Origin of the sequence: Cupriavidus sp. OV096, assembly GCF_900115455.1 — a bacterium.
In the GTDB taxonomy this organism is placed as follows: Bacteria; Pseudomonadota; Gammaproteobacteria; order Burkholderiales; family Burkholderiaceae; genus Cupriavidus.
The window spans coordinates 157,952-178,037 of sequence record NZ_FOWM01000002.1; the positions used below are offsets into that span (position 1 = coordinate 157,952).

Genomic DNA, 20,086 nt, shown 5'->3' on the forward strand with positions numbered 1-20,086 from the left:
GTAACTGTGGAGATTGCAATGGCGAACAACGTAAGCGACGCTGTTAGCGTTAGCCTCTCAAAGGCGCTGCTCCTGCGTATCCAGGCCAAGTCCGAAATGCCCGCAATTGAAGGGCTCGAAGGCATCCTGACCCGGGTTCTCAATGAACACGACACGGCGTACCCGAACCAGCCGAAGCACGTCGTCTTGGCCATGCCAGTTCAACAAGAGCCGAAGTCTTTCAAGACTCAGCGTGGGTTCGAGCTGCCAATCGGGTTGGAGCTATTCGCGAACTACGACGGCAAGAAGCTGACTGCGAAGGTGACCAAGAGTGGCATCGAGTACAAGGGAAAGACATATGAGGTGTCCCCGTCTGCGTTTGCTGCCAAGAAGGACTGCGGTGCCACCGACAAAGCCGCATCGACTAATGGCTGGAAGTTCTGGATGTTCAAGAAGGACGGCCGGGCACAGTTTATCGACGCGCTTCGGCCGCCTGTGGGCCATATGTAATTCTCAAGGGAGGGTCGATGAAAGAGGAACCAGCCGAGAAGTGGCGCGTCCTCGCGACCGCGGTAGTGCGAAGAGCTCTAGCGCCGACGGCGCCGCACCGAGGACAGTTCAACTATTCTGTGGCCAGGGTAGGAAATTATCATTTATTCTGAGCGCGAACTCTTAGGAGAGCACAGAGTAGTTGAGTAAGCGATTGATTCAAAAGGTACAATGACTCATCTTTTTTGCGCGCCTACAGGTGGTGCGCCGATCCTAGCGAGATCATAAAAACGCTAGTCATCAAATGGGGTTACGGCTTGCCAGGCCGTAACCCTTTTTCATTGAAGTGAGACTGTCCATGCCTCTCATCGACATCAAGAATCTCCAACTCGCCGCCGCCGCCTTTGGCGAGCAGCGCGGCTGGGGCAAGTATCACAGCCCCAAGAATCTCGCCATGGCGCTGAGCGTCGAGGTGTCCGAACTCGTGGAAATCTTCCAGTGGCAGACGGAAGAGGAATCCCGCAACGTCATGGCGACCGCGGAGCGGGCGCATGTGGAGCAGGAACTGGCGGATATTACGATTTACCTCACGCAGCTTGTGACGGCGTTGGGGGTGGATCTGGATGCCGCGGTGAGGGCGAAAATGGAAATGAATGCGGTGAAATATCCCCCACCGGCGGGGGAAGCGTAGCGGGATACCGCCACCTACCGATTCTCTATCCCTACCCGCCAGACCCGCGCTGCAGCGTCTCCCTCATACCGCACAAACGCCACGCTGGACACCATCGGCTCAACAATAGGAATCTTCTCCATCGGGGTGACGATCAGGCATTGCACGTTGGCGGCGCCTAGCCGTTGTAGCCAGTTGCGCGTGGTGTCGTCGTCGCCCCGCCAGAATGATTCATCCAGCACGGCGAGGTGGAAGCGGTAGGGCCGAGCCGCCTCTGCGGTGGCCAGCGCGGATGGCGCGTCGCGTAGTTGTTCGTCCAGAAGTGCCCAGTCGCGTGCGTCGGCGTCGATGCGGGCCTGGAGCCAGCGGCGCATGCTCTCGCGGCAGGGGTCGCATGATTCCACGGTGGGCGCGTGTTGCCCGAACGCCTCGGCGCGCAGCGCGTCGAGCATGTCGAGGCTGGCCGACTGCATGGCGGCTTCGGACGCGGCCAGTAGGTCTTCCGCCTGCTGGCGCTCCGTTTCTGCGATGGCCATCGCCGTCTGCGCCGCCGTGCGGGCGTCGCGGCAGGCATCGAGCGATTGCTCGCATGACCGGATTGTCCCTCGTAACTCCTCCAGCCCATCAGCCAGTTGCTGGAGGATGTCCGAGGCATTCTGGAGTCGTTGCTTTTCCTCGCCGAGCCGCGCGGCGTCCCGCGCCGGCATGTGCCAGTCGATTTCGTGGAAGTCTGAAAAAGCGGAGAGTTGCGAGAGCGCTGCGGACGGCGCATGGGCCCGGCGCGCCGCCAGCCGCTCGCGTTGGGCGAGGAAGTCCGCCTCGGTGGCGGCAGGCGCTTCGTTGACGGAGGCAATCAGCGTGGCGTACAGCGTTGCGCGTTGCCGGCGGATGTCGCGTACCCGTTCGAGTTGCTCGATATCGATGTCGAGTTGCGCGATCCGCTCGCCGCCACTCGCGGAAATGCTATGCCGCAGGTGCAGCGCCTGGGCGCGCAGCGCGGCGTGGCGCTCCACTTCATCCAGCACGCGGCGGTCGTGTCGCGCCCAGTCGTCGGCCAGTTGTCCGAGCCGCACCTCCAGCAGCGCGAGCTTGAGGCTGGCAAAGTAGCCGTCCAGCGCGTCGCGGCAGGCGCGCAGGGCTTCGACGGGTAGCGGATCGCCGATGGTGAAGCAGCGACGGAACCATGCGTGATACCGCGCGAAGGTGTCGAAGGATTCGGCGCCGACCGTGCGCAGCGATTTGCGGAGGGCGACGAGGTCGCCGTCGAAGTGAGAAAGATCGCCGCCGATGCTCAATTCATGCGGCGCGGCGACGAACAGCCGTGCGGGCAGGGGCTGATCCGCCGCGCTAGGGAATATCTGGGCGAGGGTGACCGTTCTGTCGAACGCGGCATTGTGGAAGACGCCAAGCAGCATGGCGGGCCGATCCGTCGCATGCGGCATGATGGCGGGGTTCGGGGCCGGGAGTAGGAGCATTCTTAAGGCCTCGACCAGGGCGCTCGTGCCTGGCCCGAGGTTGCCAGTCAGCACGGCATGGCGGCCGTCGGGACACATCGACGTCACACCTTGCCGGAACGGCCCCCAGTTCGAGACCTCGAGCCGCATCAGGCGGAATCCTGCATCCAGTGTGGTGGCCTCGATATCCGGGGCCACCGTCTCCGGTGCCATGGTGGGTGGCCTATCCATCGACGCCTCGCGTGCGCTCGGTGGAGGTGCCGCGCAGTTGTGTCTGATAGGTGGCCAGCCGCGCGTCGAAATCGGCCAGCCATTGGGTGTCGATAAATGCTTTCAACACCCGGCGGACTTCGTACGAAGGTGTTTCCGTTTGGCCCGCGCGCCGCAGGAAGCCGAGTTCGACGATCTTGCCCACATGCGAGTCGACCATGTCGATAAGCTTGGCTTCATTGCTGCCCGAAGGCAGGAACGTGCGTAGCAATTCAGCGATGTCTTCGCGCGTCAGGATCAGTGGGCCATCGAGACCGGCAGCGTCGAATTCGGCGAGCGCCTTGCGCAGCAACGCCAGCGTGAGGCTGACCGCGTAGGACAGGGGGCGTCTGGCGATCAAAGAGGGCGCCGTGGCATCTGCCGCTGGCGCTGATAGCACTCGTAGAAATGCGAATCCATCGTCCTCGTCGACGACCAGGGCGAGGCCCAGCACGGCCACATAGTCGCGCACGGCTGCCTGCTGTGACACGAGTGCCTGCCAAGCGCTGGGTGAGTCTTCGCGGCACAGCACCCCTTTGAGCAGCGGGACCACAAGGGGCGACAGGGCGTGGGGACGGTGCGCGCTCATGATCCATGTCTCACAAAGACGACGCGTGGCATTTGTGCGCCGCGTGTCAGCGGCTCGCCGCCCATGCCGCGCGCGTGCCAGGTGACGGTCTCGGTCGCCGCCTCATCGACGACGCAATGGAAGGTATCGCCAGTCAGTTGCAGATAAGTCAGCAACTCCGCGAGGCCGTGTTCGAGTGGGTGGTCCCCGCAGAGGGCTTGCAGCGAGACTTGCGGCTGGCTGCGTAGCGCAGCTTCGACCCGTCGTTTGAGAAGGCTCTGACTCAGGGCCGCAGCCGGCGGCGGCTGATACAGCACCCGCTCCATGGGCAGGTCGATGTGAGCCGCCGTCTCGTCGATCGACGAAAACAAGCCGGCTGGCGGGGTGTCGCGCAGTGCCAGGGCCCGTGCCTCGATGCTTTGCAGAATGGCCGGGAGCGTGTCGGGGTCGATGCGCAAGGCGGGCCCTCCGGGTTAGGTGAGGCGGCTGGAATCGGTTGTAGTGTGCCTTCGGTCGCCACATTCAGGAAGCAACATTCCCGCCATGAATCGTCATGCGACGAAAACGTGGCGTTGGCCGGACACGCCGCTGCGCGCTAGACTGGTATGCATCGCATTTTGCGTGATTGGCGGAGGTGGTCATGGCAGTGCGCAAGCAAGGCAAGACGGTAGGTAACATCCACATCGGCATCGGCGGATGGAGTTTTGCGCCATGGCGCGACAACTTCTACCCGTCCGGGCTCGCGCAGGCGCGCGAACTCGAGTACGCAAGCCGTCACCTGACCGCCATCGAGATCAACAGCACCTATCACGGGACACAAAAGCGAACGTCATTCGCCAATTGGCGCGATGCGACCCCGGATGGCTTCGTGTTCTCGGTGAAGGCGTCGCGCTTCGCCACCAACCGGCGCATCCTGGCCGAGTCGGGCGACTCCATCGCCCGCTTCATCGACAGCGGCATTGCCGAGCTGGGCAAGAAACTCGGTCCCATCGTCTGGCAATTCGCGCCAACCAAGCAGTTCGTGGCCGATGACTTCGAGGCATTCCTGACCTTGCTCCCGGATGCTGTCGAAGGCGTGAAGCTGCGGCACGTGCTTGAGGTGCGGCACGAGAGCTTTATGTGCGACGACTACCTGAAACTCGCGCGCAAGTTCAAGGCGGCCACGGTGTACACAGATTCGCCAAAGTTTCCGTCGTTCGCGGACCCGACCGCGGACTTTGCCTATGCGCGGCTGATGAACGCGCAGGCCAAGCTCAAGACCGGCTATGCGCCGAAAGATCTCGACGCCTGGGCCGCGCGCGCCACCGCGTGGGCCGGCGGTAGCGTGCCGGACGACCTGCCGCGCGTGGATGAGCAGGCCGGCGCCCGTCAGAAGCCCAAGGCGTTGTTCCTGTTCTTCATCAACGGGGCGAAGGAGCACGCGCCGGCGGCGGCGCAGGCCCTGCTCGAGCGGCTGGGATGGGCGCCGACCGAGGACGTGCCGGTGAAGAAGCCCGCCGCGCGCAAGGCTGCGTGACTGAAGCCGGTTTCCGAGCCACCCCCGCCGCACCCCCGCCGCTATAATCCGGCATGACTTCGAGCCCAACCCCCAACTCCACCGCCCCCGCCACGACTTCGGCAGGCGCGCCGTTCTCTGATCTGGCGCTGTCGCCCGCTATGCTCGCCACGCTGGCGCAGCTCGGCTACGACACCATGACGCCGATCCAGGCCGCCAGCCTGCCGCTGGCGCTGGCCGGGCAGGATCTGATCGCGCAGGCCAAGACTGGTAGCGGCAAGACCGCCGCCTTCGGGCTTGCGGTGCTGCATCGGCTCGACGCACGCCGCTTCGACGTGCAGGCGCTCGTGCTCTGTCCCACGCGCGAGCTGGCCGATCAGGTCACGCAGGAAATCCGCCGCCTGGCGCGTGCGGAAGAGAACATCAAGGTGCTGACGCTGTGCGGCGGGTCGCCTATGCGGCCACAGGTCGACAGCCTTATCCATGGCGCGCATATCGTTGTGGGCACCCCGGGGCGCATTCTCGATCACATCGAGCGCGGCAGCCTGGACCTGCGCGGTATCAATACGCTGGTGCTGGACGAAGCGGACCGCATGCTCGACATGGGCTTCTTCGATGACATCGCGTTCGTCGCCAACCATTGCCCGAAGGACCGCCAGACACTGCTGTTCTCGGCCACCTACCCGCCCGGCATCGTCAAGCTGAGCCAGCAGTTCCTGAACAAGCCGCGCGAGATCAAGCTGGCCGAGACGCACGGCGCCAGCAAGATTCGTCAACGTTTTTACGAGGTGGAGGATGGCGACCGCCTGCAAGCTGTGGGCCGCCTGCTCGATCACTTCCGGCCTGCCAGCACGCTTGCCTTCTGCAATACCAAGGCGCGTTGCCGCGATCTCGTCGAATTGCTGCGCGCGCAGGGCTTCGAGGCCCTGGCGCTGCATGGCGACCTGGAACAGCGTGACCGCGATCAGGTGCTGGTGCAGTTTGCGAACCGGAGCTGCTCGGTCCTGGTGGCCACGGACGTGGCAGCCCGCGGTCTCGACATCGCCCAGTTGGAAGCCGTGATCAACGTCGATGTCACGCCCGACCCCGAGGTGCATGTGCACCGCATCGGCCGCACGGGCCGCGCGGATGCCGAAGGCTGGGCGTTCAGCCTGGTCAGCATGGATGAAATGGGGCGCGTGGGGAACCTGGAACAGCATCAGGGCGGCGAATTCGAATGGCACGCGCTGACCGAGCTGGTGCCGAAGAGCAAGGAGCGCCTGCTGCCGCCGATGGTCACGCTGCAAATGCTCGGCGGCCGCAAGGAAAAGATCCGCGCGGGCGACATCCTCGGCGCGCTGACCGGCGAGGCCGGCTTCACCAAGGAACAGATCGGGAAGATCAACGTGATGGAGATGTCCACGTACATCGCCGTGGATCGTGCCATCGGCAAGGAAGCGGTCAAACGGCTCAACGATGGCAAGGTCAAGGGCCGCAAGGTGCGGGTGCGGATGCTGACCGAGTAACGCGCGACTTCGCTGCTGGGAATTGTGCGCAAGAAGAAACAATAAGGCACGTCGGCTTGCTTACAAAGATTCGTGAAAGTCACCCTGTAAGCGCCGACTATCCTTTGCTAATCTGAATGAGCGGCCGGCGGCGTATGCGGGGGCAAGACAGCGCGGCGGGCCGGTGCAGCGATTTCCCCAGACAGCAATAAGGAGTCGGTCTATGAAAACCGCACGGCAGGTTCTGGAAGCGAAGCCAAATCAGGCGATCTTCAGCATTCCTCCTTCAGCGACGGTCTACGCCGCGCTGCAACTGATGGCGGAGAAAGGCATCGGCGCGTTGCTGGTGATGGAGCACGGCAAGATCCAGGGCATCCTCAGCGAACGCGATTACGCCCGAAAAGTGATTCTGATGCAACGTACGTCGCGCGAAACGCTAGTGCGGGAGATCATGACCTCAGCGGTGATCTATGTGCGGGCGGACCAGACCACGGACGATTGCATGAGCCTGATGACGCGGCACCGCCTGCGCCACCTGCCCGTGATGGAAGGGGACGAACTGCTCGGCATGCTGTCGATCGGCGACCTCGTGAACAACATCATCAGCGAACAGCGTTTCGTGATCGAGCAACTCGAACACTACATCACCGGCGGCGCGCGCTAGCGGCCATCAGGCCACGGACGCGCCATGTGGCGCCGTGGCCACTTCTCGCCAAAATTCATTGCTACGTCAACGATGGCTTCCGCATATAATTATGCGGATACTGAATTAGGCCGTCTCCACGCAAGGGATGGTGCCCGCAGCCTCCATCCCGCCGTAGCCACATGTCGTCGCCCACCTCGCCGCAATCCGCCGTGGAGGCTACCGCCTCCGTTCCCGAACATCCGCCCATCGTCCACGATCACCGCGCCATCATGCGGGTGATCGGCGGCATCGTGTTATGTATCCTGCTCGCGGCGCTGGACCAGACCGTGGTCATCCCCGCCGTGCCCGCCATTGCGAATGATCTCAACGGATTTGGGCATCTGTCGTGGATCGTCACTGCCTACCTGATCGTCTCCACCGTCACCACGCCGCTGTACGGCAAGCTGTCCGATAGCTTCGGGCGGCGGCGCCTGCTGATGGTGGCCATCACGCTGTTCATCCTCGCCTCCGTGGCGTGCGCGCTGGCGCAGTCGCTGACGCAGCTGATCCTGTTCCGGGCGCTGCAGGGCGTGGGCGGCGGCGGGCTGATGTCGCTAGCGCAGGCGGCCATTGCGGACGTAGTGGCGCCGCGCCAGCGCGGGCGCTACCAGGGCTATCTGGCGATGGTCTGGGCGATGGCCTCCATCGCCGGGCCGCTGGTGGGCGGCTGGGTGTCTGACCATCTGTCCTGGCGCTGGCTGTTCTGGATCAACGTGCCGCTCGGCGCGCTGGCCATGGCGATGTGCTACCGGGGCCTGGCCAACCTGCGCCCGCGCGGCGGCCGGCCGCGCGTGGACTGGCTGGGCGCGCTGCTGCTCGCGGTGGCCATCGTCGCCTTCCTGCTCGCCATGAGCTGGGCCGGCGATGCCTTCGACTGGATTTCCCCGGAAACCGGCGCGCTGCTGGCCATCACGGCCGGGGCGCTGGCGCTGCTGACCTGGCAGGAACGCCGCGCGGCGGACCCGATGCTGCCGCCGCGTCTGTTCCGCAACCGCGCCTATGTGATGGGCGTGGGCGCCTCGGCGCTGGCCGCGCTCAATATCTTCCTGTGCATCTTCGCGCTGCCGCTGCATTTCCAGCTGGCGCGCAATGCCGATGCCGCGATGTCCGGCCTGCTCGTGGTGCCGTTCCTGCTGTCCACCGTGGCCGGCAACCTCGTGGTGGCCTGGCTGGCGCCGCGCATGGGACGCATGCGGGGCATTCTCAGCGCCGGCTTCGTGTTGGCCGCCATCGGCCTGAGCGCGCTGGCTGGCGCTACCCCGGACGTGCCCACGGCTGCCGTCCTGCTCGCCATGACGGTGGGCGGCGTGGGGCTGGGCATGGCGATGGTCGGCACGCTGATTTCGGTACAGAACGCGCTCGAGCGCCGCGACATGGGCGCCGGCACCGGCGCGCTGCTGGTGGTGCGCTCGCTCGGCAGCGCGATTGGCGGCGCGCTGGCCGGCACGCTGCTGGCGCTGGAGTTCCGCGAGGCGATGGGCCGCGCCGGCATGACCCAGGCGCTGGACCTTGGCGCGCTGCGCCACGGTAGCGAGGCGATGGCGCATCTGTCGCCGGCCGTGCGGCAGGTGCTGTCCGCCGGCGTGGAGTCGGGCTTCCAGCTGATTTTCGCGGCGGGCGCGGTGGCGGCGGTGGTGGCGTTACTGATCGTGCGGCGCATGCCGGACCTGGAACTGCGTACCAGCGTGACCGACCACGCCGCGACGGCGGTGATGGACTGACCCCCGGACGGATGGCGGCCGCCATCGTCCATCATCGATCCTGCAGTGCGGAGTGCAGTGAACCCGACGAAGGCGTAGACTGCGGAGGCTACCTTTCACGCCCCAATATGGAGTCGCCCGTCATGACCCGCATGGTCCCCCCGACCCGGATGCGCCACCCGCGCACGGCCACCCTGACGCTCCAGCGCCGCGCGCTGCTCGCCGCCCTGGCGGTGTCCGCGATGGCCGCCGCCACGGCCAGCCTGCTGCCGCGCGCAGCCCACGCCGCCGAGAAGTCGACCCCCACAGCCGCCGCTTCAGCCGGTCAGGCCGGCAGTTGCCCGGCGACGCTCAACTTCAAGTTCCCGCGCCTGCAGGACGAGTCGCCCCAGAACCTGTGCCAGTACGCCGGCAAGGTCGTGCTGGTGGTCAACACGGCCAGCTACTGCGGGTTCACGCCGCAGTACGAGGGCCTCGAGGCGCTCTACGCCAAGTACCGGGAGCGCGGCCTGGTCGTGCTGGGCTTCCCGTCGAACGATTTCTCGCAGGAGCCCGGCTCCTCGAAGGAAATTTCCGACTTCTGCTACAACACCTACGGCGTCAAGTTCCCGATGCTGGGCAAGTCCCACGTGCGCGGCAGCGATGTCAACCCGATGTACGAGCTGCTGGCCAAGGAAACCGGCACCGCGCCGAAGTGGAACTTCTATAAATACCTGATCGACCGCAAGGGGCAGGTCGTCGGCAGCTACAACAGCATGGTCAAGCCGGACGACAAGCAACTCGTGGCCAATATCGAGAAGCTGCTCAGCACGCGCTAAGACCGCATGACCGACCTTTGATCCCCGTCAAAGGTCGAACCGCCCCCGCTGGTACTTTCGCCGATTCAAAACAAAAACGAGCGAAAGGGGGGCCGCGATGGCTATCGCGCTATATGAATCGAGCGAGCATGTCTGCATGGTGTTCACCGACCTGGTGGACGATGGCGACGGGGACGTCGTGCAGTCGAACCAGTTCCTGGTGGTCAACCACGGTCACGGGGCGTTGATCGATCCCGGCGGTGCGCTGACCTACGGCGAGCTGTATATGGCGATCAGCCGCCACTTTCCGCCCAAGCGGCTCGACTACGTGCTGGCCTCCCATGCCGATCCGGACATCGTGGCGTCGGTGGGCCGCTGGCTGACGGCATCGGACAGCAAGGTGTTGATCTCGCAGGTATGGGCGCGCTTCCTGCCCCATATCTGCCAGGCCGGAAAGATGGCCGGCCGCGTGGTCGGCATTCCGGATGCCGGCATGGTCGTGCCGCTCGGCGCGAGCAACCTGATCGCCGTCCCCGCCCACTTCCTCCATTCGGAGGGCAATTTCCACTTCTACGATCCCATCAGCAAGATCCTGTTCTCGGGCGATCTGGGCGCGGCCATGACCACGGCCGCCGAGGCCGGCGCGGTGGTCGAGGACTTCGACGCCCATCTCCCGCGCATGCTGCCGTTCCATCGCCGCTATATGAGCGGCAACCGCGCGTGCCGGCTCTGGGCCGAGATGGCGCGGACCATGGATATCGAATGGATCGTGCCGCAGCACGGGCCGTCGTTCCGGGGCCGGGCGATGGTGAAGCGCTTTATCGACTGGGTGGGGCAGCTCGAATGCGGGCTCGACCTGCTCGACAGCTCCCACTATCGCGTGCCGGCCGGGGCGTAAACGTAGCGCATGGTGGTGACCCTGGCGGTACTTCTCCACCGGGGATGTCTCCGCTGCTGCACAGGACAAGCCGGCCAGATTCCGGCTATCCTCGGTTTCCTTGCCGTCTCGCTTCCCACGGCCAGCCCAGAAACCAAGGAAATCACCATGAAACTAGTACGCGTAGGACAGCCCGGTGCAGAGCGCCCGGGCGTCGTGGATCGTGATGGCCGCGTGCGCGACCTGTCTGCCGTTATCGGCAACATCGGCCCGGACGAACTGGCGCCGGCCGCGCTGGCCCGGCTGGCCGCGATCGACCCCGCCACGCTGCCGCTGGTGGAGGGCGCCCGCCACGGCGTGCCCTGGACCGGCATCGGCAAGATCATCGCCATCGGCCTGAACTACGCTGACCATGCCGCCGAAGCCGGCATGCCGCTGCCGGCCGAGCCGATCGTCTTCCTGAAGGCCAATTCCTCGCTGAACGGCCCCAACGATGCCGTGATGCTGCCGTTCGGTTCGGAGAAGTCCGACTGGGAGGTGGAGCTGGGCGTGGTCATCGGCACCACCGCGCGCAATGTCTCGAAGGCCCAGGCGCTTGAGCACGTGGCGGGCTACTGCGTGGTCAACGATGTGTCCGAGCGCGAGTTCCAGATCGAGCGGGGCGGCACCTGGGACAAGGGCAAGGGCTGCGACACCTTCTGCCCGGTCGGCCCCTGGCTGGTCACGCGCGACGAGGTGCCCGAACCCCAGAACCTGGCGATGTGGTTGGACGTGAACGGCCAGCGCATGCAGAAAGGCAGCACCGCGACCATGGTTTTCGACGTCGCCACCGTGGTCAGCTATGTCAGCCGCTTCATGACCCTGCTGCCCGGCGACCTGATCGCCACGGGCACGCCGCCGGGTGTGGGCATGGGGTTCAAGCCGCCGCGCTACCTGCGCGCGGGCGACACCATGCGCCTCGGTATCGCCGGCCTCGGCGAGCAGACCCAGCAGGTCGTGCCATACGGCGAGCGCTGAGTCGGGCGTCGGCCCATGTCCGACATCGTTGCCAGAAAAAGGGGGACTTTCGGGTTCCCCGCTGAAACGTCTTCATACAAAGGGTCGCAGTTCCACACAAAGCGTCCCCTAAGGGCAACAGTTTTGGCACGGTTTAGGGCGCATACGCACGAAATCCGCATTCTGGGTTTTACCCTTCGACCCTGCGTGAAATACTGTTCATACATGCAAGCCAAAAGAGCAATGCCATGTCTGAACATGCCCCCGAAATAGAATCGATATTGAAGACCGTCGCGGTCAAGCTCGCGAACGGCTCCACCGAATCCCCCACGCGCTCCTACTGCACGCTGCACGACACGCTCGATTGCCACGACGAGCTGCAGGACATCCGGCGCAGCATCCACCAGCATCCCGAACTGGCCTTCAACGAGATCCGCACCGCCGAACTGGTGGCGTCCCGCCTGGAGGGGTGGGGCTATCAGGTCACGCGCGGCGTGGGCGGCACCGGGGTGGTCGGCACGCTGCGCGCCGGCACGGGCAAGCGGAGTGTCGGCATTCGCGCCGATATGGACGCGCTGCCGATTCACGAGCGCTCGGGTTTGCCCTATGCCAGCGTGCATGAGGGCAAGATGCACGCGTGCGGCCACGACGGCCACACCACCATGCTGCTGGGCGCCGCCCGCCAGCTTGCGCGGACCCGCCGCTTCAACGGCACCATCCACCTGATCTTCCAGCCGGCCGAGGAAATCGGCGCGGGCGGCGGGGCGGAGCGGATGCTGGCCGATGGCCTGTTCGAGCGGTTTCCCTGCGATGCGATCTTCGGCCTGCACAACCATCCGGGCGTGGAAGCTGGCACCTTCATGTTCCGTTCCGGCCCGTTCATGGCGGCCTGCGACACGGTAGCGATCACGATCCGCGGCAAGGGTGGCCACGCGGCGCGCCCGCACCAGTCGATCGACCCGATCCTGGTGGCCGGCAGCCTGGTGATGGCGCTGCAATCGGTGGTATCGCGCAATGTGGATCCGAACGAGACCGCCGTGGTGACCATCGGCACGCTGCACGCCGGCCACGCCCCGAACGTGATTCCGGACAGCGCACGCATGGAAATCAGCGTGCGGTCGTTCAACCCCGAGGTGCGGGCGTCGATGGAGGCGCGCATCCGCCAGCTGGCTACATCGCACGCCGAGGGTTACGGCGCTACGGTCGATATCGACTACGTGCGCGGCTACCCGGTGCTGGTGAACAGCGAGGCCGAAACCGAGTTCGCGCGCCAGGTGGCCGAGGAACTGGTGGGGCCGGAGCGTGCCGTGCCGAATTTCCACCGGATCGCCGGCAGCGAGGACTTCGCGTACTTCCTGCAACAGCGCCCGGGCTGCTTCGTGCGGATGGGCAACGGCGCCAACCAGCCGCTGCTGCACAACGCCGGCTACGACTTCAATGACCAGAATCTGACCGTGGGCGCGGCGTACTGGACCCGGCTGGCCGAGCGTTACCTGGATGGGGCCTGAGCGGGACCCGATCGGGGCCTGAGCCCCGACCGGGCTCATCGGGCAGTTATCGGAAGAAGGCGCTGGGCGGCACGCCGAACTGCCGCCGGAACATCGTCGCAAAGGCGCTCGGGCTGCCATAGCCCATGTCGAGCGCCACATCCACCACCTTCGCCCCCGCCGCCAGGCGCTCCAGCGCGGCCAGCAGCCGCGCCTGCTGGCGCCACTGGCCGAAGGTCATGCCGGTCTCGCGCGCGAACCGTCGCTGGATCGTCTTCGGATCCACCCCCAGCGAGTTTCCCCAGTCGGCCAGGGTCAGGTCGGTGTCCGGGCTTTCGACGATGGCGTCGCAGATCTGCCGCAGGCCGACATCGCTCGGGCGCGGCAGGTGCAGCGGCAGGGTCGGCACCAGCAGCACCTCATCGAGCAGCAGCCGCATCAGCCGACCGTCGCGCGAGTCCGGTGCATAGGGCAGGGGGATGTCGATGGCGGCCAGGATCAGCTCGCGCAGCAGCGCGGTGACGCCGAGCACGGTGCAGCGGGTGGGGAGGTCCGGCGCGGCGTCCGGGCGGATATAGGCGGTGCGCATCTGCACGCGGCCGACCATGCGGATCCAGTGCACCGTGCCGCCGGGCATCCACATGCCGCGCGTGGGCGGCACGATCCACTGCCCGTCCGCCGTGGAGACCACCATCACGCCGTGCATCGCGTGGATCAACTGCGCGTGGGGATGCTGGTGCGGCTTGGTGACGTGGCCCGGGGCGTAGTCGGCGGCCATGGCCGTTACCGGCATCGGGCTGCGGTCGTAGCGGATGTAGGCTGGCGAGGCCGCGTAGGTGTCGGCCCGGGCGTCGGCATCGGGGTCGTGCGGGGCATCGGGCGGCAGGCGCCGGGCGCCCGGCGTGGTGCGGTCGATCCACTCGACTGGCGGCGGCGTCGCTTTCCGAGGACGGGGGGTGGGCGGCATGTCCTTTTCTCCAAAGTTCCGGCCCCATTCTCGCAGGACAGGCGGAAATTTGCCATTTAGGATGCGATCGTCACACTTTTAACCAGATCGGCCAATGCGCCCCGCCCCATGAGCACAACCGTCAATCCCGCCCCCGCCGCCGAGGCCGCGCACCGCGAGGAAGGCACGCGCTTCCGCGTGTTGTACGCGATCAGCTTCGCGCACTTCCTCAACGACATGATTCAGTCGCTGATCCTGGCCATCTATCCGATGCTCAAGGGCGGCTTCAACCTGAGCTTCACCCAGATCGGCCTGCTGACGCTGACCTATCAGATCACCGCGTCGCTGCTGCAGCCGATCGTTGGCCTGTACACAGATAAGCATCCGAAGCCACATTCGCTGGCCATCGGCATGGGCTTTACGCTGTGCGGGCTGCTGCTGCTGTCCGTGGCGCCGACCTATGGCGTGCTGCTGGTGGCGGCGGCGCTGGTGGGTACCGGCTCGTCGATCTTCCATCCGGAGTCGTCGCGCGTGGCGCGCATGGCCTCGGGCGGCCAGCACGGGCTGGCCCAGTCGATCTTCCAGGTGGGCGGCAACGGCGGTAGCGCCATGGGGCCGCTGCTGGCGGCGTGGATCGTGCACCAGCAAGGCAGCGTGGCGTGGTTCTCGCTGGCCGCGCTGCTGGCGATTGCCGTGCTGTGGCAGATCGGCGGCTGGTACGGCCGCCACCTGGCCGAGCGCGCAGCCAAGAAGAAGGGCGCCGGCACGGCGGCCAAGCCGCTGCCGACCCGCACCGTGGTCCGCGCCATCGCGGTGCTGCTGCTGCTGATCTTCTCGAAGTACTTCTACATGGCGAGCCTGAACACGTATTACACGTTCTATCTCATGGAGAAGTTCGGGCTGACCCGCCAGTCTTCGCAGATCTACCTGTTCCTGTTCCTGTTCGCGGTGGCGGCCGGCACCATCCTCGGCGGCCCGATTGGCGACCGCATCGGCCGCAAGCGCGTGATCTGGGCGTCGATCCTCGGCGTGGCGCCGTTCACGCTGATGCTGCCGCACGCCAACCTGTTCTGGACCGGCGTGCTGTCGTTCGTGATCGGCTTCATCCTGGCCTCGGCGTTCTCGGCCATCCTCGTGTTCGCCCAGGAGCTGATTCCGGGCAAGGTCGGCATGGTGTCCGGCCTGTTCTTCGGCTTCGCGTTCGGCATGGGCGGCATCGGCGCCGCCGTGCTCGGCACCCTGGCCGACACGCACGGCATCAAGACCGTGTACGACGTCTGCGCCTATTTGCCGCTGCTCGGCCTGCTGGCGGTGTTCCTGCCGGACCTTGGCGGACGGAAGAAGACCGCGGCGGCCTAGCCCGCCGTTGGATTGCTCCCCTCGCCCGCTTGCGGGAGAGGGGCTGGGGGAGAGGGCCGGCGCATGAACCTGCCCGCCACCCCTCGTAGAACGCCTACTTCGCGGCCCCAGCCTTATCCTGGGACACATCCATGATCATCCGCGTCAGCAGGTACAGGCGCGGCGTGACCGAGTTCAGGTCTACGTACTCGGCATCGTTCGAATGCGCGCCAAAGCCGCGCAGCCCGAAGCGCTCGATCACCGGTGCCTTGGTGCCCGCCGCCGCGAACGCCGCGTCGGTGCCGCCGCCTTCGGCAGTGTCATAGACCATCAGCTTCTCGCCGATTTCCGAATAAATGCCCTGCGCATGGGCTGCCAGCGTGCGCGCCGCCTGGGTGACCTCGAGCGGCGGGCGACGACGCTCGAACTTGACCTCGACCTTGGTGTCCGGAATCAGCTTCTGCTTCACGCGCTCCTGCAGCGTGCGCTCCAGGCCATCGTAGTCGGCGGTGCGCAGCACGCGCACATCGGCCTGCGCCGTGGCGACGGCCGGAACCACGTTGCGGTTGGTGCCCGCGTTCGAGATCGTCCAGTTGACCTTGAGCCCGGTGTCCGGGTTGGACAGGTCGCGCATTTGCAGGATCTGGTGCGACAGCTCGTACAGCGCGTTGCGGCCCAGCTCCGGCGCGCTGCCCGCGTGCGACGCCTTGCCCTCGACTTTCAGCGAAATCGCACCGATGCCGCTCGTCGCCAGCGACAGGCGGTCGCCCGTGACGCGCGTGGCCTCGCACGAGAATACGGCGTCCTGCTGCGCCCCGAGCTTGGTCATCATGGCGCGGGCGCCCGGCGAGCTGATTTCCTCGTCGCCGTTGATCAGCACCGTCAGCGTGCCGTAGTCCTTGAACTTCATCTTTTGCAGGATGGCCACCGTGTGGAGGATCACGGCCACGCCATTCTTGTCGTCGGCAATGCCCAGCCCGTAGGCGCGGTCGCCGTCCACGCGGAACGGCTGCTGCGCGAGCATGCCGCGCAGGTACACGGTGTCCATGTGGGCGATCAGCATGATGTTGCGGCGCCCGGTGCCCTTGAACTGGGCCACGACCATCTTGCCGACCTTCTCCGGCGTGTCTTCCATCCGGTAGACCTCGGTGGGCTCGACCAGCTTGGCGTCGCCGCCGAGCGCGGCCAGCCGGTCCCGGATCAGCGCGGCGATGCGGTCCAGACCCTCGATATCCTTGCTGCCGGACTCGATCGACACCAGATCCTTGAGCGTGGCGATCAGCGCGGGCTTCTCCTGCTGGGCGAGCTGGTAGGCCGGCTCCACCGGGGCGGCGTGGGCCGTGGCGGCGCAGGCGGAGGCCAGTGCCAGCGCGAACGGCAGGGCGCGCAGGGCAGGGAAGCGGGGGCGACGAACGGATGGCATGCGGTCAGGCTCCTTGTTATGGGGATGTGGGATCGGAAATCTTGAGCGCATGGCGCCGCCACGTAAAGTGCGCCAGACGCGATGCCGCGTGAAAACGCCAGCCTGTCGCGCGCACGCAGCAGACATGGCGCGACATGGCCTGCCCATGGCCCGGCCACGGACCAATCACCGCCAGATGGGGCCAACGCCAGCGTTTTGCGGCATCATGGCGGGCATGAAGTCCGCCGTGCCCCCGCTCCCCGGTCATTCCGGTCATCCCGCCATGCCAGCCGCCCCGCCCCTGCCGGTACCCACCCGCCCCGCCTGCGCCCACTGCCTGGCCTTGGCCGAGGACCCGCGCCGGCGCGAGCCGCACGCCTGCCTGGCTCTGCGCAACACGGCGCCCCATGTCAGTGCCAGCGCGGCCGGGGTGCCGTTCAGCATGCTGTCCTTCACCTGCCGCGAGTGCGGCACGGCGTGGCGGCTGTACGACCGCGCCAACGAACTCTTCGTCTCGTGGGTGCCGGAACACCCGCTCGTGCGCTGAAACGGCCTCGCCGGGAGGGCTGGCAAGGCCGGAACGGCAAGCGGGCGGTTCGGCCGCCAGGGCCCTTCGGCTAAGATAGCGCCTATCCATCAGCAACCCTCCCGCCCCGTTTCCACCATGTTTCCTGCCATTTCCAAGCCGCTGCTGGCGGCCTTGTCTGTCGCCACGCTTGCGGCCCCGTCCTTCGTTTCCTCCGCCCACGCGGCCGACGCCTACCCGAGCCGCCCGATCCGCGTGATCGTGGCCTACCCGACCGGGGGCATCAGCGACGCCGTGGCCCGCGCGCTGGGCGAGAAGCTGTCCGTACAGATGGGCACCTCCGTGGTGGTGGAGAACAAGGCCGGCGCTGGCGGCAGCATCGGCATCGACGCCGTGGCCAAGGCCGCGCCGGACGGCTACACCATCGGCTTCGCCTCCACCAGCCCGCTGACGCTGAACCCGCACGTGGGCCGCGTCAACTACGACCCCGAGCACGACGTGGCGCCGGTCATGAGCGTCATGTACTCGCCGGTGCTCGTGGTGGCCACCTCGGGCTTCGCCGGCAAGGCCTTCCCGGACCTCGTCGCGCAGGCCAAGGCCAAGCCGGGTTCGGTCCGCTGGGCCACTTCGGGCCTGGGCACGGTCGGGCACGTGATGCTCGAGCAGGTCAAGGCGAAGTCCAAGGCCGACATCACGCTGATCCCCTACAAGGGCGCGGGCCAGCAGATGAACGACGCGCTGGGCGCGCAGTTCGAGGTGATGAGCACCAACGCCAGCCCCATGCTGAGCCAGCATATGCAGGCGGGCCGCCTGCGCGCGCTGGCCGTGGGCGCGCCCAAGCGCCTGGAGAGCCTGCCCGGCGTGCCGACCTTCGCCGAACTCGGCTATCCCAAGGCCAACCTGACGTCGACGTTCGGCATCTTCGCCCCGGGCAAGACCCCGCCGGCCATCGTCAACCGCCTCAACGCCGAACTGAACAAGGCGCTGGGCGAGCCGGAAGTGCGCGAGCGCCTGCTCAAGGGCGGCGAGGTGCCCACCGGCGGCACCGCCGCGCAGTTCGCCGCCGCTATTCGCGCGGAATCGGAAGACAACGCGCGCATCGTCAAGGAAGCCGGCATCAAGGCCGACTGAGCCCCCGTCGTCCACCATCGGCTAGACCAGATCCAGCCGGCTGCCCAGCCGGTGGATCGCCCGCAGCATCACGCCGTTGCGGGGCCATAGCGCCAGCTTGGTCCGCACGCGCGAGAGGTGGCTGTCCACGGTGCGCGCGTGTGTGTGCACCCCGCCGTCCGGCCAGACGTGCCGGATCATCGCCTCGCGCAGCACCAGCGTGCCCAGGTTGCGGAACAGCAGCAGGGCCAGCGCAAACTCCTTTGGCGCCAGCGCCACGGGCACACCGGCCACCCAGGCCTGCCGCTCGGCCGTGACGAAGCGATAGACGCCGCTCACGAGTTGCTCGGGCATGTCGCCGAAGCCCGCCGGCGCCACGGTGCCGGCCAGCATTCCCGGTACTGCCGCGCGCCGCGCCAGCGCCTCCACGCGCGCCAGCAACTCGGCCCCGCGCCCCGCCTCGCCCACGTAGGCATCGGCGCCCGCCGCCAGGCAGGCCGCCACCTGTGCGTCGTCGTCGCCCCGGCCCAGCATCATCACCGGCACGCCTTGTCCGAGCGTGTCGCGCACCCATTTCAGCACGTCGCACGCGGCCGTCGCGGCGGCGATGGAACTGGCGCGGTCCAGCAGCAGCACGTCGTAGCGGGCATCCCGCACCGCGTCCGTCATCGACTTTCCACACCCGAAGCAGCGCACGACATGCCCGCCCCGATGCAGCGCGTGCCTGAGCATTCCGGCGCGGGACGGGTTGTCCGCCAGCGCGGCGATCTTCACGATGGGCCTCCCTCGGCTTGTTTCAATGCGGCCATGGTAGGCCGCGCGCCGGCCGGCACGAAGTAAACATTTGTTGCCGACTAAAAATGAGCATCGTCTTATAGGGTTGCGACGCGTCCCGGCCTCTAATGCTCGGATGGCAGACAACGGATGCGCCTCGGGGGCGCGCAACGACGATGGGATTGAGGATAGCTTCGCTGGAGCCAGACGCCGGCCACGCCGCGCGGATTCGGGAGATCGTGACCGCCGCCGGGCACGAGTGCGTGACGTTCGACGACGGCCGGCGCATGCTGCTGACGCTGCGCAAGGTCACGTTCGACCTGCTGCTGCTGGACTGGCACGCGCCGCAGGTCAGCGGCCGCGAGGTGCTGGCGTGGGTGCGCGCCCATCTGGACGCCCGCGTGCCGGTGATGTTCCTGACCGGGCTGGACAACGAGCGGGACATCGTGGCGACGCTGGCAGCGGGCGCGGACGACTACATGGTCAAGCCGATCCGCCCGCAGGAACTGGCCGCGCGGATCGAGGCGCTGCTGCGCCGCGCGTACCCGGACCTGCGGCAGTCGCGCGACGGCAGCATGGCCTGGGGCTGCTTCGCCTTCCACCTGGCCACCCGGGCCTCGACATGCCACGGCCAGAAGGTGGCGCTGACGCCCAAGGAATTCGACCTCGCGCTACTGCTGTTCCGCAACGCCGGCCGGGTGGTGCCGCGCGAACACATGGTGGTGGCGGTCTGGGGGCGCGACATCCCGCCGATGTCCCGCACCATCGACACCCACATCTCCCGCGTGCGCAACAAGCTGGGCCTCTGGCCCGACAACGGCGTGCGCATCGTCCCGCTGTACACGCATGGCTATCGGCTGGAGTTGCTCGGCGACGAGGGGTCGGCGGGGCCTGCACCCAAGCCCGACGCCGCGCCGGCCGGCGGCTCCCGCAGGCGCCGTGGAACGGGCCGCCAGCCGGTGCTGGGCCCCAATCGCTGATGACGGCAGGAACGACCCGCCGCCCTGAAAAACAAAAAGGCACCCGAAGGTGCCTTTCTGCGATGCGGTCAGACCAACAA

General features: G+C 66.7%; 20 protein-coding genes. 14 read left to right on the forward strand and 6 right to left on the reverse strand.

The genetic code is table 11. From position 1 onward, the window contains the following. Positions 1-18 precede the first annotated feature (18 nt). Positions 19-489, forward strand: a complete 471-nt coding sequence (locus BM115_RS04665; protein ID WP_092291154.1) for a DUF2924 domain-containing protein — start codon at positions 19-21, stop codon at positions 487-489. A 337-nt stretch (positions 490-826) separates the two neighbouring features. Continuing rightward, the gene (locus BM115_RS04670) at positions 827-1,159 is read left to right on the forward strand and encodes a nucleotide pyrophosphohydrolase (protein WP_092291156.1); all 333 of its coding nucleotides are present in this window, start codon (positions 827-829) and stop codon (positions 1,157-1,159) included. Positions 1,160-1,173: 14 nt separating this feature from the next. Here the strand turns inward: BM115_RS04670 and BM115_RS04675 are convergent, their stop codons facing one another. From BM115_RS04675 to BM115_RS04685, 3 genes are read right to left on the reverse strand one after another with little or no spacing between them, the layout of a single operon-like run. After that, positions 1,174-2,805, reverse strand: a complete 1,632-nt coding sequence (locus BM115_RS04675) for an ATP-binding protein (RefSeq protein WP_092291158.1) — start codon at positions 2,803-2,805, stop codon at positions 1,174-1,176. Between the two features lie 10 nt (positions 2,806-2,815). After that, the gene (locus BM115_RS04680; protein WP_092291160.1) at positions 2,816-3,430 is read right to left on the reverse strand and encodes a DUF4194 domain-containing protein; all 615 of its coding nucleotides are present in this window, start codon (positions 3,428-3,430) and stop codon (positions 2,816-2,818) included. Next, positions 3,427-3,867: a DUF3375 family protein gene (locus BM115_RS04685; RefSeq protein ID WP_092291162.1), complete on the reverse strand. Its 441-nt coding sequence runs from the start codon at positions 3,865-3,867 to the stop codon at positions 3,427-3,429. Before BM115_RS04685 ends, BM115_RS04680 begins: the two co-directional genes overlap by 4 nt. Positions 3,868-4,049: 182 nt before the next feature. On the opposite strand from BM115_RS04685, the gene BM115_RS04690 reads away from it, so the two are divergent. From BM115_RS04690 to BM115_RS04725, 8 genes are all read left to right on the forward strand, one after another. Next, positions 4,050-4,925 (forward strand): DUF72 domain-containing protein, encoded by an 876-nt coding sequence (locus BM115_RS04690; RefSeq protein WP_092291164.1) that lies wholly within the window; start codon positions 4,050-4,052, stop codon positions 4,923-4,925. A 53-nt stretch (positions 4,926-4,978) separates the two neighbouring features. After that, the gene (gene dbpA / locus BM115_RS04695) at positions 4,979-6,409 is read left to right on the forward strand and encodes an ATP-dependent RNA helicase DbpA (protein WP_092291166.1); all 1,431 of its coding nucleotides are present in this window, start codon (positions 4,979-4,981) and stop codon (positions 6,407-6,409) included. 202 nt (positions 6,410-6,611) lie between these two features. Further along, entirely contained in the window at positions 6,612-7,052 is a 441-nt protein-coding gene (locus BM115_RS04700) for a CBS domain-containing protein (RefSeq protein ID WP_092291168.1), read from the forward strand. A gap of 251 nt (positions 7,053-7,303) precedes the next feature. Beyond that, positions 7,304-8,794 carry an MDR family MFS transporter gene (locus BM115_RS04705; RefSeq protein ID WP_255370724.1) on the forward strand — a complete coding sequence of 497 codons (1,491 nt, stop codon included), beginning with the start codon at positions 7,304-7,306 and terminating at the stop codon, positions 8,792-8,794. Positions 8,795-8,925: 131 nt separating this feature from the next. Next, positions 8,926-9,591: a glutathione peroxidase gene (locus BM115_RS04710; RefSeq protein WP_369823464.1), complete on the forward strand. Its 666-nt coding sequence runs from the start codon at positions 8,926-8,928 to the stop codon at positions 9,589-9,591. A gap of 97 nt (positions 9,592-9,688) precedes the next feature. Next, positions 9,689-10,468, forward strand: a complete 780-nt coding sequence (locus BM115_RS04715) for an oxygen-binding di-iron domain-containing protein (protein WP_092291172.1) — start codon at positions 9,689-9,691, stop codon at positions 10,466-10,468. A 147-nt stretch (positions 10,469-10,615) separates the two neighbouring features. Then, positions 10,616-11,464, forward strand: coding sequence for a fumarylacetoacetate hydrolase family protein (locus BM115_RS04720; RefSeq protein WP_092291174.1), 849 nt, complete (start codon positions 10,616-10,618; stop codon positions 11,462-11,464). Between the two features lie 227 nt (positions 11,465-11,691). Further along, positions 11,692-12,951, forward strand: a complete 1,260-nt coding sequence (locus tag BM115_RS04725; protein ID WP_092291176.1) for a M20 aminoacylase family protein — start codon at positions 11,692-11,694, stop codon at positions 12,949-12,951. Positions 12,952-12,997: 46 nt separating this feature from the next. Here BM115_RS04725 and BM115_RS04730 read toward each other — a convergent pair whose 3' ends face one another. Next, positions 12,998-13,816, reverse strand: coding sequence for an AraC family transcriptional regulator (locus BM115_RS04730; RefSeq protein ID WP_092292079.1), 819 nt, complete (start codon positions 13,814-13,816; stop codon positions 12,998-13,000). A 189-nt stretch (positions 13,817-14,005) separates the two neighbouring features. Here BM115_RS04730 and BM115_RS04735 point away from each other — a divergent pair, with 189 nt between their 5' ends. Then, positions 14,006-15,235, forward strand: a complete 1,230-nt coding sequence (locus tag BM115_RS04735) for an MFS transporter (protein WP_092291178.1) — start codon at positions 14,006-14,008, stop codon at positions 15,233-15,235. Positions 15,236-15,329: 94 nt separating this feature from the next. On the opposite strand, the gene BM115_RS04740 is transcribed toward BM115_RS04735, so the two are convergent. Next, on the reverse strand, positions 15,330-16,637 hold the full coding sequence (locus tag BM115_RS04740) for a M20/M25/M40 family metallo-hydrolase (protein WP_092291180.1): 1,308 nt from the start codon (positions 16,635-16,637) through the stop codon (positions 15,330-15,332). 262 nt (positions 16,638-16,899) lie between these two features. Between BM115_RS04740 and BM115_RS04745 the strand changes: the two genes are divergently transcribed. After that, a complete protein-coding gene (locus BM115_RS04745) occupies positions 16,900-17,163 on the forward strand; it encodes a hypothetical protein (RefSeq protein WP_177219853.1) in 264 nt (87 codons plus the stop codon). A 117-nt stretch (positions 17,164-17,280) separates the two neighbouring features. Further along, positions 17,281-18,273: a Bug family tripartite tricarboxylate transporter substrate binding protein gene (locus tag BM115_RS04750; RefSeq protein WP_092291184.1), complete on the forward strand. Its 993-nt coding sequence runs from the start codon at positions 17,281-17,283 to the stop codon at positions 18,271-18,273. Positions 18,274-18,294: 21 nt separating this feature from the next. Here BM115_RS04750 and BM115_RS04755 read toward each other — a convergent pair whose 3' ends face one another. After that, the gene (locus tag BM115_RS04755) at positions 18,295-19,026 is read right to left on the reverse strand and encodes a response regulator transcription factor (RefSeq protein WP_092291186.1); all 732 of its coding nucleotides are present in this window, start codon (positions 19,024-19,026) and stop codon (positions 18,295-18,297) included. A 176-nt stretch (positions 19,027-19,202) separates the two neighbouring features. Here BM115_RS04755 and BM115_RS04760 point away from each other — a divergent pair, with 176 nt between their 5' ends. Further along, positions 19,203-20,006, forward strand: a complete 804-nt coding sequence (locus tag BM115_RS04760; protein ID WP_092291188.1) for a response regulator transcription factor — start codon at positions 19,203-19,205, stop codon at positions 20,004-20,006. Positions 20,007-20,086 lie beyond the last annotated feature (80 nt).

Bases quoted from the DNA above. Each gene is read 5' to 3' on its own strand.
- BM115_RS04665 (WP_092291154.1), top strand. From the start codon at position 19: ATGGCGAACAACGTAAGCGACGCTGTTAGCGTTAGCCTCTCAAAGGCG.
- BM115_RS04670 (WP_092291156.1), top strand. From the start codon at position 827: ATGCCTCTCATCGACATCAAGAATCTCCAACTCGCCGCCGCCGCCTTT.
- BM115_RS04675 (WP_092291158.1), bottom strand. From the start codon at position 2,805: ATGGCACCGGAGACGGTGGCCCCGGATATCGAGGCCACCACACTGGAT.
- BM115_RS04680 (WP_092291160.1), bottom strand. From the start codon at position 3,430: ATGAGCGCGCACCGTCCCCACGCCCTGTCGCCCCTTGTGGTCCCGCTG.
- BM115_RS04690 (WP_092291164.1), top strand. From the start codon at position 4,050: ATGGCAGTGCGCAAGCAAGGCAAGACGGTAGGTAACATCCACATCGGC.
- dbpA (WP_092291166.1), top strand. From the start codon at position 4,979: ATGACTTCGAGCCCAACCCCCAACTCCACCGCCCCCGCCACGACTTCG.
- BM115_RS04700 (WP_092291168.1), top strand. From the start codon at position 6,612: ATGAAAACCGCACGGCAGGTTCTGGAAGCGAAGCCAAATCAGGCGATC.
- BM115_RS04705 (WP_255370724.1), top strand. From the start codon at position 7,304: ATGCGGGTGATCGGCGGCATCGTGTTATGTATCCTGCTCGCGGCGCTG.
- BM115_RS04710 (WP_369823464.1), top strand. From the start codon at position 8,926: ATGGTCCCCCCGACCCGGATGCGCCACCCGCGCACGGCCACCCTGACG.
- BM115_RS04715 (WP_092291172.1), top strand. From the start codon at position 9,689: ATGGCTATCGCGCTATATGAATCGAGCGAGCATGTCTGCATGGTGTTC.
- BM115_RS04720 (WP_092291174.1), top strand. From the start codon at position 10,616: ATGAAACTAGTACGCGTAGGACAGCCCGGTGCAGAGCGCCCGGGCGTC.
- BM115_RS04725 (WP_092291176.1), top strand. From the start codon at position 11,692: ATGTCTGAACATGCCCCCGAAATAGAATCGATATTGAAGACCGTCGCG.
- BM115_RS04735 (WP_092291178.1), top strand. From the start codon at position 14,006: ATGAGCACAACCGTCAATCCCGCCCCCGCCGCCGAGGCCGCGCACCGC.
- BM115_RS04740 (WP_092291180.1), bottom strand. From the start codon at position 16,637: ATGCCATCCGTTCGTCGCCCCCGCTTCCCTGCCCTGCGCGCCCTGCCG.
- BM115_RS04745 (WP_177219853.1), top strand. From the start codon at position 16,900: ATGCCAGCCGCCCCGCCCCTGCCGGTACCCACCCGCCCCGCCTGCGCC.
- BM115_RS04750 (WP_092291184.1), top strand. From the start codon at position 17,281: ATGTTTCCTGCCATTTCCAAGCCGCTGCTGGCGGCCTTGTCTGTCGCC.
- BM115_RS04760 (WP_092291188.1), top strand. From the start codon at position 19,203: ATGGGATTGAGGATAGCTTCGCTGGAGCCAGACGCCGGCCACGCCGCG.